Below are 14,269 nucleotides of genomic sequence, written 5' to 3'. Positions count from 1 at the left end.
ATATAGTAAGACCTGCTATTTTAGTAGGCAAGTATCGTTTGTATCCAAGAATCCCCTGCCTTTAGGCATGGGGAGTATGTCAACTGATGATTGTATCCTTGATTTCGATATGCAATTAATAGATTTATTTAAACAAATGGATATGAAAACTTTAACCATGAAAGAAAAAATAAATAATGAATATTTTCGTATCAAGGAATTGTTAGAGCAAAGACCAACAAGAGTGGAGTTATTCACTTATATGGAAGATAGTATTTATCAATATTGTATGAACCATGCAAAAGAAAATCCATTCAGACATTATTTAGATTTCTTAAATGATTTAAATGAGCTATCTGATGACGAAAAAGCACTATATAAAAGTATTGGCAAGGATTTTATCAATTTAATAGAAACAACAGATATGCAAAAAGTATATAAGATGCCTATACTGTATGCTTTTTATAATCAAGGAAATATAAAATCAGCGATAACAGATGAAGATGTTTTATTCACATGGAAAGAGTTTTTTAGTAAAAATAAAAACTGGAAAGATTTTGCAAGTGATATGACTTATGATAAATATTTAAAAATAACAGATAAACAGCACCTAGCAAAAGCAAAAACTATGCCGATAAAATATCTAAAAGCTTCAGGGAAAGGCTTCTTTGTAGAAAAAGAAGGTTTTGCATTAGCTTTAAATGAAAATCTAAAAGAGGTTATAAAAAATAAAGTTTTTGTAGATAATATGAGAGATGTTTTAGAGTATAGAACAATAGAGTATTATAGAAGAAGATATAATATAGAAAAATAAAGGTATAGCAATTTATGCTATACCTTTATTTTGTAATTCTTTTTCAGTATCTTTTCTAGTTATTCTATAGTAACTTAATAAATTTAAGATATCTTTATCCGATATTGTTGTTTCATATGAAGAAAAATCATTTGTTTCAATAATTTTTTTTGCGACAGCTAATTTTTCTGGTGATAAATTATTAAAACATTGCCACCATTTTTCAGTAATACCATTATCTTTATAGTAAAATCTGTAGATTATCATTACTTCAGGCATGAACAATAATTTTTCAAACTCTTGTTCATTTTTACCAAAAGCTTCTTCAAAAAAAGATTTTCCTTTTCCAACTTTACCTTTTGTTGAATTTAATATTGCTTGGATGGTTCTAATAAATTTTCTATTCCAGTGTTTTCCAATATAATCTCTATTGCTAAAATAATTAGGATCTTCAATAGGATGATATTTCATTGGAAAAGAATAAATACTAGCATTTAATTCTTCACATAAATCAACATTCAACTTTAATCTTTTATATAATTCAAGTGGAGTATCTTCAAAATTATATAAAATATAATTAGATAAGTTTTTATGACCGTATTTTACAGCTGTTCTAACAGCTTTTTCATAGATTTTGTGTATTTTCCAATTATCAAATGCAATTCTTACAGGTCGGACAGGTATTTCTGCCATTTTTTTCATATTATCTTCTGTTATTAATCTAGCATCTATACCTTGATTAAAATCAACATATCGTTTTCTTGGTTTTTCGCTGTAAAGAATTTTAATTTTATCTTTAATAAAATCATAAGTAGATAAAATTGCTTCTTTAGTTGCAGTATCAGCATTTAATAAATAGTATTCATCTAGTAAATCATAAATTTCTTGTGCATTTTTACCTAATTTTTCAATTAATCGTTTATATTCTTTTACTATACATTTTATATATGCTTTATCATTTAAATTATTTCTTAAATTTTTGATAGCTATTTCAAAAGTATTAGGTTCTATATAAGTAGCATCTTTGTAAAAACCAGCTAATTTAATATTATCTATAATTTCGTTAAATCGAGTTGAAGCAAGTACATTATTATCTAATAATAAAAGATTTCTTTTTGCTCCAAATATTTCTTCATCTAATTTTATTTGTTTAGCTATTGGAAGGTAATTTTTATATTCAGGTTCTAATTTTGGTACAGCACAAAATTTGCATTTATTTATACAACCTCTAGTCATATAAGCTAAATATCCATCATTAGCAGGATATATATAGTCAATTTCTTCTAAAATAGAATAATCTAAAGGTAATGAATCAATAATTATATCATTATCATCACCAAGCATTTTAGGTTTTATTAGTGGTCCAATAATAGGATAAATATTAGTTTCCTTTTGTATATAATTAGGAAGAATAGAAGCCATTACTCCACCAACTAATACATCTTTTTCGTTTTTACATAATTGTTTAGCAAAATTTATGGTATCAATTGTAATATCCCAATAAAAAGTAAATAATGTAGTAATTGCTATTTTGTCATAAATTCTATTTTCAGGATAAAAATATTCTTTATTTCTAAAATATCGTCTGTAGTATTTTAATAAAGAGTTTATAATTAGACTTTCTTCCACTAAAGGAATTTTATAAAATTCTTCTGATAAGCCTTTTTTTAGATATTTGCAAATTTCAGGTTTATATTTTTCCCAAAAAATAGAACTATCATTTGCATATAATTGCTTTAAAAGGGCTTTATAGGTATCATTTAAAACCAAATCTTGAAGTTTACCTTTAAAAAAGGTTACATCATCTCCTAATGATTTGTAATAAGTAGCTATTTTCATTAAACTCATTGGGGGATATTTATTTTTATAGTTAGGTTCAATTAATAATATTTTTCTATTCACTTTTTAAATCTTCCTGTATCTTATCAATTAAATCGTCTGCCATATCTTTTGGCAAAAGTTCTTTTATTTTTGAGTATATTCTAGTGATTAATTTTTGTTCTCTTTTATTATACTTAGATAGTTCTTGTGCTATATATTTTTTCTTTTTAATAGATTTTTCTTGTATAGTATTTGTATTATTCTTTTTTATTGGTGTAGAGGTAGTTTTTATTACATTTTGTTGAGCTATTTCAGGAGTATTAGATTCAATATCTTTCTTTTGAAAATCTTCTTTTATCATATTGAATACTTTATTATATAGAGGATTTTTAGCAGATTTATTTTCTAATTTATGGATATTATCTGTTATTTTGGATAAATTATCTAGTTCTGTTTTTAATTCTTTTTGAGCTTTTTCTTCATCATTTTTACTTAGAAATTTTCCTTCTTGAATCTTTAATTTAAATTTATTTTCTTTTTCTATGATATCATATTGTTTTCTAAATGCTCGTTTAACATTATTAGCATAATAATATAAATGATATGCTTCTCCATTTAAAATAGGTATTAATGCTGTTTCAAATTCTCGTAATGTTTCATTGATATTGAAATAATCTCTTCTTGCATTAGGTATAAGATTTTTATCAATAGCCATTACTTCACCAATAAAATAGGTTGAACCTCTAGCTTCTTTAAAGAATTTACTTAGTGTTGTTTCATTACCTATTTGAATATTTTCTTTTCTTAAACGTATAGAGCGCATTTTATTTTCTTTAGGAATATTTATTACAAATTTGATAACAGCAAACCACATCCAACCCAGTAATTTATTATCTTCGGAACGGATAAATCTAAATTCAATGTCTTTAATTTCATCGTAAGTTTTACCTTGGGATAATAAATGAGTTTTATATGGTTTAAAAACTGATTTACCATTTACTAATATATCATATTCATCTAATTTTAAATTATTTTCTTTTATAAATTCCTTGATTTTGCTTGCATAAATAAATGAATTTGCATAAGGAACAGGAGCAACAAATGATAAATAATCATAAACGTCTTTTACATTAAGTAATTCATTATTTTCTGTAGAAATATCATTTAAAATAACTTCAAAAAAATGTTCATTAATATCACAGTTTTCTGTTTTATAATCAATAACTTTATCTACTAAATCAGATGCGGATATACGATTTTTTGTATCATTTAATATGTTTCTTAATAATTCACCATCCCAAATCATAATAGATTTTTTATTTTCACCTATATAAGAAGATGTAAATATTAATTTTTTGCAATAAGCTAATCCAGCTAAACGACCTATTCCTCTAAATCCTTTATTAGATTCTTTATCTTTTTCTGAGTCAGCTATGCTAGATAAAATGTTAAAAAATTTATCTTTAGGGATGCCTAAAGCATTATCATAAATAGAAATATTTCTTTTTTTTTGATCAATATAAATATCTATTTGAGCTGTTTCTTTAGTATCTGAATTTATATTATTTTTATCAGTTCCTTTTTTTAAAATGCCTAAATTTATAGCGTTATCTATAGAATCAGCAGCATTTTGAATATATTCTCTATAAATCATTAAACTATTTTCATACATACCTAATGTCAAATTTTCAATGACATTTTTCCCAATTATTGCCATAAACTCACCTCATTTTTATTTATATTGTTTATATAATGGTTTTGGAAATTTTATATTTAATAGAGATCTAAAAATAGGATTTTGGATAATATATTCACCTTGTTTTAATCTAGTCATCATATTTTTATATACTTGTGGAACATATTTATAATCTGATTTTGCTATTTCGATAGCATTAGTACGTCCATAGGCATGAGATGAGCAATTGCCTGTTACTCTTGAATGAATAGCACTTCTAAATTGTTCGGCAGAAAACAAAATAATACCTAAAGAGCGTCCTCTTTCAGCTATATCTAATATTTGTTGTAATATAGGTGAATTTTTAGGAGAATCTTGAGAAGCATATTTATTTAGTTCATCTATAAATATAATAATTTTTCTTGGTGGATTAACATTTTTTTCTCCACTATATTCACCTAATTGCAAATTGTAAATAGTTCGTATGGCATCCCCAAATACAAAGCCTTGCATACCTTCATTTAATTTAGCAATATCAATAACATGAACTTCATTTTTCTTAATATGTTTTAAAGCTTCGCCTATTCTAGTTTCTTCAGTGCAATCATGAATTTTATCAAATATAGGATTTTTATAAATTAGTTTTCGTATAATTCTATTGAAACGTCGCCAACTAGATACAGTTATTTCTTTATCTCCGGATCGACCTGCTTGACATTTTTCTTGTATTTCTTCGAGAAAGGCACTCCATGACGTTAAATTATCAAAATTTCCTTGCTTAGAAATAATATAATTTAGTATAGAATCTATAGTTTGGTTGGGATCATCCAAACTAGCAAACATTAGATCTAGATTATCTTTATCATCTTCATAGTCATATTTATATAACATTGCTTTATTTAAAGCACGTTGATTATCATATTCTTCTTTTGATAAATATGTATTGCCTACTTTATTTTTGGAATAAGGATAATAATATTTAACATTTTTAAATGGATCGGTTTTCATGCCTAATTCTTTGTATAATGATAATGTAGTATTTTTTTCGGTTGCATTTTCAAATTCGTTAGGTTCATCAATAGCTAATAGATCTTTACCTTTTACATTAAATAGTAAAAAAGCAACATCATCAACGTTATCTTCATATAAATATTTATCTTGAATAGCTTTTAGTAAAAACATAGCATATGAAGTTTTTGCTGCCAAACCAGATATACCAGATATATTTAAATGTGCACCCTCTGGACCTATTAAAAATCTAGCGTCCATTTTTACTGGTAATGTAATTTTACTTTCATCATTGGAATACATTTCTAAATAACCACAAGTTACAGGATTTTTAATATTTTTTAAACCTAATGCTTCTTGGACTTCGTTTTTATCAGCCAAGGATACTTGAGAATTATTTATTAATGGTATATAAATATTTTGGGTATTACCAATAATTTTAGCTTTGATATAATTCATACCTATTCTATACGTATTTTCTTCAGTAAATACATCACCAAAGTCATTAGAGATATAATCAGATAAAAAATTAGCAGTATCTGTAATATGAGAAATTTCTTCTATTACACCATAAGTAATACTATCCTTTAGATGTTTTATTTTTACTACATCAAATGGATTTAAAATCATATCTGGTTTTGTCCAAAAATAAAAGTCATCTATTGTAGATGGATTTTTTTCTGTAGCAATTACTTTGCCGATTATTTTACTCATAAAATCACCTGTTTCTTTAAAATAAATTTAAGAACATATTATTACTAAGATATTTACTTTTTATAAATTTTTCAGTTATATAAATTGGATATAAATGATTTGCCCATCTAAAATCACTACCATAACAAACAGGATTTCTTTCATTAATTATGTTAGCAGTTATTAAATCTACTTCTTCAGTATCTAAAATTTGATGTTCATTACTATCATTTAAAACTAAGATTTTTTCTAATTTAAGAATTCCATCAAAAGCATTTGTTGTGTATTTTTTATTTCTAATTCTTACATACCAAACAGCATAACGCATACCTTTAAGTCTTGTTGATGTATATAAATTTACAGGAGTTCTTGAATATAAAGGTAAATCAGCTATCATATTGGAATTATTTTTACCACGTTTGTCCCTACAATTTTCGGGATTAAATGATTTTGAAGCTCCAACAACATAATTAAAAGTATTGGCGAAAAAACGTAATTTTCTAGGATCTTTTATATTATCTACCCTATATTCAAGTGAACCATCTTTTAATAAGTAATTCTTATAGTTTATTTTATTAGTTTTTACTAATTTATTTACCATCAATATTTCATTTTCAATCATAAAATCCTGTATTACAGCTATACCTTTATTTTCTAAATTCTCGGTTTCATTTTTTATGTATTTATATGATTTTATATTTGAAATTGAGATTTTTTTATTAGGAATATTATCATTTATTTTTTTACATAAATTCCCCCAAAATACTTCTTTATTCCAGTCATCTTGATTAGCAATATCTGGTAAAACTATAATATTTTTTTTAATAAAATCTTCTGTTTTTAGAAATTTATTATTTCTAGAACAACATCCTATGCCTATTTGTCCCGCAATTACAGGAAATACTTGTTGATTATAAGATATATCATCTACTTTAAAAGCTCGACGAGATCCATCTAAGAAAAATTTAAATAAAGGCTGTTCATTTTTTAATAAGTCAGCAAATGTTTTTAGATTTTTAGCTTGAGTAATAACTTCTGTTTCACCGTAGTCTTCCCATGTAATATCTTTATGATCATCATAGCTTAAAGTAGGGACTTCTATTCCATCAAAACAATACTTAAATGTTTTAAAACTTTTACCATGTGTTTCTGATGAAATAATATTCATTATCTTATTCATAATGTATTCTCCTTAAGATAACTTTTGTTTTTTAGTGTATCATAGAATTGGGTAAATTAAAACTTATTAATTATACAATTTATAATATAAGATTAATTATAAAAATGGTAAAATAGTTTTAGTATATAAATTTATAAGAAGTTAAATAATACACTTATTTAAATTTTGCTAAACTAATTATAAAAATGAATGTTATGCTTTGCTGGAGTGTTTGTAGTGATTAGCAAAAGTGAATTTGATTATTTTATAAAAAAGAATTTGGTTGATGTGATTGGCAATGATTGTTTTGGTTATGAAATAGAAGATAAGTCTTATGATGTTTACTATAATAAAGAAGCTTATAATAAATTTATTTCTAAAATGCAAAATGGTAAATATAATAAATTTTATAATCAGTATAATCATGGTAAAGGAAGCGAATTAAAAGAGAAAAGAAATATGCCACCAAAGATGGCAAGTGTTGCTTCATCTTCAAGATTTTGTTATTTGGCTTTAAGAGATGGATATAAGCAATTTAACAATAGTGAAGATATAATTTTTGAGCATAGTTGTCGAATTAAAGGTGTTAATGCAACTGCTAATTTAGATGCTTATATCCCTAAGGCAAATATTTATTTTGAAGTGAAATGTCATGAGATTTTTAGTCAGCATTCAATTTATTTGAAGAAAAGCTATTGGAATTTGCTTTATGGACAAGAAAATGATTTTGGTTTTTCTTATGCAAAGTGTCCAGATATAGATGAGTTTAAAATAGAACTATGTAATTTTGGCATTGCAAAGACAAGGATAAGATTTGATATTAAACAGTTTTTATGTCATCTTTGGGGAATTGCTTCGCAAAAAGATAAAGATGTACCAGCTAAATTAGTATATTTATTTTTTAAACCTAAAATGGATTTAGAAACTGAACGAATACAGGTGGAAAAAGTATTTGAAGAACTTCAGGCGGAGATAAAAAATATCTTTTCTAGTAAGCCAATACAGATTTTTATAAGCAATAATAATATTGAATTGTCGGCTATAGCTGAATATGCAAAAGTTATGGAGCCACTAAGCAAAGATAATACAATTATTTTATTTTAACTAAATTAGAATTTAAGGAAATAAGGAAAAATTTATGTAGAAGAGCCGATAAAAAGCCGATAAAAGAGCCGATAAAAAATCAATAATAACAAGTAAACAGAGAAGAAAAGTTATAGGAAAAACTTAATTATTTTAAGTATATAGATATTGTTGTTATTATTTTAATGATGAAATATACTAGTTTTAAGTGAATTATGAAAGAGGCGAAACAATGGTTGATTCTAAATTTTTTAAAGGTGAATCTAAAACAGTTGAATTTAAAGCAAAGTTACCTGATAAAAGTGAAACATATATGAAAACGATTATTGCATTTGCCAATACTAGTGGAGGAAAACTTATTATTGGTATAGATGATAATAAATCAATTATAGGAATAGATAAAGATAATATTTTTGAAATTATGGATAAAGTAACAAATGCAATTTCTGATGCATGTGAACCTCAAATAGTACCAGATATTTCATTTAAAACAGTAGAAGATAAATGTATTCTTGTTATAGAAATTTATCCAGGAGCTAATAGACCATATTATTTGAAAAGTAAAGGAAAAGAACGAGGCACGTATATTAGAAGTGCTGCGACATCAAGATTAGCAGATAGTGATAAAATTAGAGAATTAGAAATGGAAGGTAAAAATATTTCTTGGGATGAGCAAATTTGTATGGGATATGAAGTTACGAAAGAGGCAATAGATAAACTTTGTAGTGATATACAAAAATATATGAGTTTATCTACATCAGAAGAAATAAAAATGCCTACCGAAAAACAATTAATAAATTGGAAAGTATTAAAGAAGGTAAATGATAAACTTCTAGCAACTAATGCGTTTGTACTACTTACAAGTGAATTTTTTCAATTTGCAAAAATTCAATGTGCATTATTTAAGGGAATAACTAGGGATGTTTTCATTGATAAAAAAGAATATACTGGTTCAATATATGAACAAGTAGAAGCTGCTTATCAATTTGTGTTGAGGCATATTAATCGCAGTTCAAAAATAGAAAGTCTTATTAGAATAGATAAATATGAGTTACCTACTAGTGCAATTAGAGAAATAATAATAAATGCACAAGTGCATAGAAATTACATGGATAATTCATGTGTTCAAATAGCTATTTATGATGATAGATTAGAAGTAACTTCACCAGGTACGTTATATGGCGGATTAACTTTAGAAGAAATTTTAAATGGCAGATCTAAAATAAGAAATAAAGTTATTGCTGAAATTTTTAATAAGATGGATTTGATTGAACAATGGGGAACTGGTATACAAAGAATAATAAATAGAGCTAAAGAATATGAATTACCTAAACCAGAATTTAGGGAAATAGGAAATACTTTTCGTGTTAATTTATATAGAAAGGTTGATAAAAAGCCGATAAAAAAACCGATAAAAGAGCCGATAAAAGAGCCGATAAAAGAGCCGATAAAAGAGCTGATAAAAGCCGATAAAAATTTAATAATAACAAGCAAACAAAGAAAAAAATTTGATAGAGAAAACTTGATTATTAAGTATGTAGAAGAACATGGATCTATATCAAATATGGAAGCACGGCAAATTTTAGTTTTAGCAGAATCAACTACTAAACGATTTTTAAAAGAGATGGTAAAAGAAGGCTTATTATTAGAAGAAGGAGAACGAAAAAACAGAAGATATATACTAGCTAATAAAGAGTAAAATAATATAAATTTATAAGGAGATGAGAATTTTGATAAAGATAATGTTTGTATGTCATGGTAATATCTGTCGTTCAACTATGGCTGAATTTGTGATGAAGGATTTAGTGCGAAAAGCGGGTTTAGCTGATAAATTTATAATCAATTCTTCAGCTACAAGTCGTGAAGAAATCGGCTGTGATACTCACTATGGCACAAAAGCAAAACTTCGTGAAATGAATATTCCATTTAGCAAGCGCAAAGCTGTGCAGATAACAAAGCAAGATTATGATATGTATGATTATATTATTGTGATGGATAATAATAATTTACACAATCTAAGCTATATTATCGGTGAAGATACAGAGCATAAAGTATATAAGATGATGTCTTTTGTCGGCGAAAATCGTGATGTAAAAGACCCATGGTATACAGATAATTTTGATGAAACGTATGCAGATGTAGATAAAGCTTGTAGAGCGTTACTTGCTAAATTAATAAAAGAATATGATTTGGCATAAAAAAATAGGAATGATATTTTTGTATCATTCCTATTTTTAAGTTAAAGCTTATTTTTTAGCGATTACTTCTATTTCAATCAAGGCACCTTTTGGTAATTTACTTACTTCTACACAGGAGCGAGCAGGATATGGTTGTGTAAAGTAAGTGGCATAAATTTCATTTACTTTAGCAAAATCATCAATATTTGTGATGAATACAGTTGTTTTGATTACATTTTCCCATTTTGCGCCAGAAGCGTTGATTACTGCTTGAGCATTTTTTAAAGCTTGATGAGCTTGAGCTTCGATACCTTCAGCCATTTCGCCAGTAGCAGGGTCTAAAGCGATTTGACCAGAAGCGAAAACAAGGTTGTCGATTTCGATAGCTTGGGAATAAGGTCCTACAGCACCAGGTGCATTAGTTGTTTTAATTACTTTCATAAAACTCACCTCAATAGATTTTAGTAAATGTAAATATGTATACTTAGATACAATTAATATTTTATCATTAAATGGATTGTTTGCCTATGAAATAATTTTTTAGATAATTCAAGGTTAGAAATATATCTTTATAGTAAAATTTGATATAATTAGAGTTATGTTTAAGGAAAGTGAGGTATTTTATCGTAGGTCTTTAGGCTAAGAAGATTATGGATAAAAATAGTGGACAAAATAAAAAGATAGTAAAAAAAGTAAATAAAGTGCAAATGCATATAATTTATTTATTCATAGGATTGCTCATTTTTATTATTGGCGTCATGGCTAGATATGCTTGGGTGCAAATAGTTCGTGGAGATGAAATGTTATCTCGCTTGGAGTCGCAAGTCCAAGAGTCATCTGTGCTTCATGTGCCTCGTGGTACTATCTATGATGCGGAAATGAAAGAGTTGGCGATAAGTACAATGGTTAGCTCTCTATATATTGACCCTAATCATGTAGAAGATCCAGAACAAACGGCAAGAGATGTAGCTCCTTTGATTGGACTTACCGAAAAGGATATTTTAGATGATATCGCTCAAGGTGGTGGTTTCGTCTGGGTAAAAAGACAGATGGAACCGGAAGAAACGAAGGCTTTGAAAAATTTAATGAAGGAAAAGCCTGAATATAGGGCTTGTCTTGGTTTTATTCAAGAAAGTAAAAGATATTATCCAAATGATATGTTAGCTGCCAATGTAATCGGCTTTGTGGGTACAGATGATAAAGGTTTAGATGGTATTGAGCAACAATTTGATGGCATGATAAAAGGTGAAGAACAAACTTCTTCTATTTTTACAGATGCTTTGGCTAGACCAATTATGGACTCTGTATTTTTGAAGAATTCACCTGTAGATGCTAATTGTAAAAATATCCAGCTGACTATCAATGCACAGTATCAATTTATCATTGAGAAAGCTTTGGATAAGGCGATGATGGATCATGGTGCTGAATCAGTAACAGCTATAGTAATGAACCCGAAAAATGGCGATATCTTGGCTATGGCATCTCGACCATCATATGATCCAAATAATTTTCATAAATACGATCCTAATGTTTGGAAAAATAGAGCTGTATCAGATATCTATGAACCAGGTTCTACATTTAAATCTATCGTAGCGGCTGCTGGTTTTCAGGAAAAATTAGTATCACCAACAGATATTTTTGTTGACCCAGGAACTATTGAAGTTTCAGGTAGAACTATTCAAAACTGGAGTGGTGATAGCTTCGGTACAGTTACATTCTTAGATGTTGTAAAAAATTCTATCAATACAGGTTTTGCTCAATTAGGTTTGGAATTAGGTGGCGAGCGCTTGATGAATTATGCTCGTAAATTTGGTTTTGGCGAACGTACAGGTATTGAGCTTCCGGGTGAAGAATCTGGGATTTTATTTAATCCAAAAGATATGGTTGCTTCTGACGTAGCGACTTCTTCTATTGGGCAAAGTATCGCGGTAACACCACTTCAGATGATTACAGCTATGTCTGCTATAGCAAATGATGGTGTATTGTTAAAACCTCATATCGTGAAGGCTATTTATAATGCTGATGGCACAGTATATCAGCAAATGGAACGCGAAGAAGTTCGCCGTTGTATTGACTCTGATGTGGATAAGACTTTGAAATCTGTATTAGAACAAGTAGTTTCCACAGGCGGTGGTTCTAAAGCAAGTATTGAAGGTTATCATATTGCTGGTAAAACAGGTACAGCACAAAAAATTGATATGGTAAATGGCGGATATTTGCCAGGACATTATATCGCTTCATTTTGTGGTTTTGGACCAGTGGAAGACCCTCAATTCACAGTGCTTGTAATCATCAATGACCCAGCTGGTGGCGAGTACTATGGTGGTCAAGTAGCAGCACCAATAGCACATGATATATTTTTACAATTATTTAGATATGCTAATGTAAAACCAATAAACGGCAATCAAAGTTTATTAGATGATATCAAGGGAACAGAAGCTAAAAACCAATAAATATTGATGGATTTTGAAATATATATCCATAGAAAATGAAATAATTATGTGGTAAACTTTTAATTTAATGGATTATGTTGTAAAATTAAGATTACTACATATTTAGTTACAAAAAAAGGTAGGTTAAAATAATGCTCGATATAAAATTTGTCAGAGATAACCCTGAATTAGTATTACAGAATTTAAAAAACAGAAATAATCCAATGAATCTTGACCGTTTCATGGAACTTGAAAAACAACGTCGTGAAATCATTGCTGAAACAGAAAATTTAAAAAGCCAGAAAAATGCTGTTTCTAAAAAAATCAGCGAAATGAAAAAAAATAAAGAAAATGCTGATGCTGTGATTTTAGAAATGCGTCAAGTTGGTGAAAAAATTAGCCAATTAGATAAACAGCTCCGTGAAATTCAAGATGAATTACATGATATTTTACTTCGCATTCCAAATATGTGCCATGAATCTGTACCAGTAGGTAAAGATGATAGCGATAATCCAGAAGTTCGCCGTTGGGGTACTCCTCGTGAATTCGATTTTGAACCAAAAGCTCATTGGGATATCGGTGCAGACCTTGATATTTTAGATCCTGAAAGAGCTGCAAAAGTTACAGGTACACGTTTTACTTTTTATAAAGGTTTAGGCGCAAGACTTGAACGTGCTTTGATTAACTTCATGATGGATTTACATGTAGATAAACAAGGTTATACAGAAATGCTTGCACCATTTATCGCTAATAAAGACAGCATGACTGGTACAGGTCAGTTGCCTAAGTTCTCTGAAGATATGTTCAAACTTGAAGGCTTAGATTATTATCTCGTACCAACAGGTGAAGTTCCAGCTACTAACTTCCATAGAGATGAAATTTTAGATGGCGATAAATTACCAGAATACTACAGCGTTTACACTGCTTGCTTTAGAGCAGAAGCAGGTAGTGCTGGTCGCGATACTCGTGGTCTTATTCGTCAACATCAGTTCAACAAAGTTGAAATGATTAAATTCGTTAAACCTGAAACATCTTATGATGAATTAGAAAAAATGGTTAATAACGCAGAAGAAGTTTTACAGCTCTTAGAAATCCCTTATCATGTAGTAAAACTTTGCACAGGTGATATTGGTTTCACAGCTGCTATGACTTACGATATCGAAGTATGGCTTCCAAGCTATAATACTTATCGTGAAATTTCTTCTTGCTCTAATGTTTGCGATTATCAGGCTCGCCGTGCAAATATCAAATTCCGTCGCAGTGCAGGTGCAAAACCTGAATTTGTACACACATTGAACGGTTCTGGTCTTGCAGTAGGACGTACTGTAGCTGCTGTATTAGAAAACTATCAGCAAGCAGATGGTTCTGTAGTAATTCCAAAAGTGCTTCGTCCATACATGGGTGGCATTGAAGTAATTAAAAAAACAGAATAATATTAGTGCTAAAATA

General features: G+C 28.2%; 10 protein-coding genes and 1 pseudogene. 6 read left to right on the top strand and 5 right to left on the bottom strand.

Translation table 11 applies throughout. From position 1 onward, the window contains the following. Nucleotides 1-793: pseudogene (locus AC5LAX_RS11025) on the top strand (hypothetical protein); the annotation flags it as partial. A 12-nt stretch (nt 794-805) separates the two neighbouring features. Here the strand turns inward: AC5LAX_RS11025 and AC5LAX_RS11020 are convergent. Genes AC5LAX_RS11020 through AC5LAX_RS11005 form a run of 4 tightly spaced genes read right to left on the bottom strand, consistent with a single transcriptional unit; the run spans nt 806 to nt 7,149 of the window. Next, complete coding sequence (locus tag AC5LAX_RS11020) at nt 806-2,674, bottom strand: hypothetical protein (protein ID WP_288909293.1); 1,869 nt, start codon at nt 2,672-2,674, stop codon at nt 806-808. After that, nucleotides 2,667-4,310, bottom strand: a complete 1,644-nt coding sequence (locus tag AC5LAX_RS11015; protein ID WP_204965373.1) for an ATP-binding protein — start codon at nt 4,308-4,310, stop codon at nt 2,667-2,669. The genes AC5LAX_RS11020 and AC5LAX_RS11015 overlap by 8 nt, the downstream gene beginning before the upstream one ends. Before the next feature lie 15 nt (nt 4,311-4,325). Beyond that, a complete protein-coding gene (locus tag AC5LAX_RS11010; protein WP_204965374.1) occupies nt 4,326-5,990 on the bottom strand; it encodes an ATP-binding protein in 1,665 nt (554 codons plus the stop codon). A 16-nt stretch (nt 5,991-6,006) separates the two neighbouring features. Next, complete coding sequence (locus tag AC5LAX_RS11005; RefSeq protein ID WP_204965375.1) at nt 6,007-7,149, bottom strand: hypothetical protein; 1,143 nt, start codon at nt 7,147-7,149, stop codon at nt 6,007-6,009. Between the two features lie 189 nt (nt 7,150-7,338). Here AC5LAX_RS11005 and AC5LAX_RS11000 point away from each other — a divergent pair, with 189 nt between their 5' ends. From AC5LAX_RS11000 to AC5LAX_RS10990, 3 genes are all read left to right on the top strand, one after another. After that, nucleotides 7,339-8,232 carry a hypothetical protein gene (locus AC5LAX_RS11000; protein WP_493263854.1) on the top strand — a complete coding sequence of 298 codons (894 nt, stop codon included), beginning with the start codon at nt 7,339-7,341 and terminating at the stop codon, nt 8,230-8,232. 211 nt (nt 8,233-8,443) lie between these two features. Continuing rightward, the gene (locus tag AC5LAX_RS10995) at nt 8,444-9,910 is read left to right on the top strand and encodes an ATP-binding protein (RefSeq protein ID WP_288909296.1); all 1,467 of its coding nucleotides are present in this window, start codon (nt 8,444-8,446) and stop codon (nt 9,908-9,910) included. 31 nt (nt 9,911-9,941) lie between these two features. Continuing rightward, nucleotides 9,942-10,409 carry a low molecular weight protein-tyrosine-phosphatase gene (locus AC5LAX_RS10990; RefSeq protein ID WP_288909297.1) on the top strand — a complete coding sequence of 156 codons (468 nt, stop codon included), beginning with the start codon at nt 9,942-9,944 and terminating at the stop codon, nt 10,407-10,409. Between the two features lie 48 nt (nt 10,410-10,457). Here the strand turns inward: AC5LAX_RS10990 and AC5LAX_RS10985 are convergent, their stop codons facing one another. Beyond that, nucleotides 10,458-10,829 (bottom strand): RidA family protein, encoded by a 372-nt coding sequence (locus tag AC5LAX_RS10985; RefSeq protein WP_008539343.1) that lies wholly within the window; start codon nt 10,827-10,829, stop codon nt 10,458-10,460. A 209-nt stretch (nt 10,830-11,038) separates the two neighbouring features. On the opposite strand from AC5LAX_RS10985, the gene AC5LAX_RS10980 reads away from it, so the two are divergent. Both AC5LAX_RS10980 and serS read left to right on the top strand, forming a co-directional pair. Next, a complete protein-coding gene (locus AC5LAX_RS10980) occupies nt 11,039-12,841 on the top strand; it encodes a peptidoglycan D,D-transpeptidase FtsI family protein (RefSeq protein ID WP_117585189.1) in 1,803 nt (600 codons plus the stop codon). Between the two features lie 131 nt (nt 12,842-12,972). Beyond that, entirely contained in the window at nt 12,973-14,253 is a 1,281-nt protein-coding gene (serS, locus tag AC5LAX_RS10975; protein ID WP_288909298.1) for a serine--tRNA ligase, read from the top strand. The last annotated feature ends 16 nt before the right edge of the window (nt 14,254-14,269 follow it).

It is taken from the genome of Megamonas sp. (assembly GCF_986095205.1).
This window is presented reverse-complemented; position numbering and strand designations above follow the sequence as displayed.

Excerpts from the sequence above, each read along its gene's own strand:
- AC5LAX_RS11005 (WP_204965375.1), bottom strand. The coding sequence starts at position 7,149 with ATGAATAAGATAATGAATATTATTTCATCAGAAACACATGGTAAAAGT.
- AC5LAX_RS11015 (WP_204965373.1), bottom strand. The coding sequence starts at position 4,310 with ATGGCAATAATTGGGAAAAATGTCATTGAAAATTTGACATTAGGTATG.
- AC5LAX_RS11000 (WP_493263854.1), top strand. The coding sequence starts at position 7,339 with ATGTTATGCTTTGCTGGAGTGTTTGTAGTGATTAGCAAAAGTGAATTT.
- AC5LAX_RS10995 (WP_288909296.1), top strand. The coding sequence starts at position 8,444 with ATGGTTGATTCTAAATTTTTTAAAGGTGAATCTAAAACAGTTGAATTT.
- AC5LAX_RS10980 (WP_117585189.1), top strand. The coding sequence starts at position 11,039 with ATGGATAAAAATAGTGGACAAAATAAAAAGATAGTAAAAAAAGTAAAT.
- AC5LAX_RS11010 (WP_204965374.1), bottom strand. The coding sequence starts at position 5,990 with ATGAGTAAAATAATCGGCAAAGTAATTGCTACAGAAAAAAATCCATCT.
- AC5LAX_RS10985 (WP_008539343.1), bottom strand. The coding sequence starts at position 10,829 with ATGAAAGTAATTAAAACAACTAATGCACCTGGTGCTGTAGGACCTTAT.
- serS (WP_288909298.1), top strand. The coding sequence starts at position 12,973 with ATGCTCGATATAAAATTTGTCAGAGATAACCCTGAATTAGTATTACAG.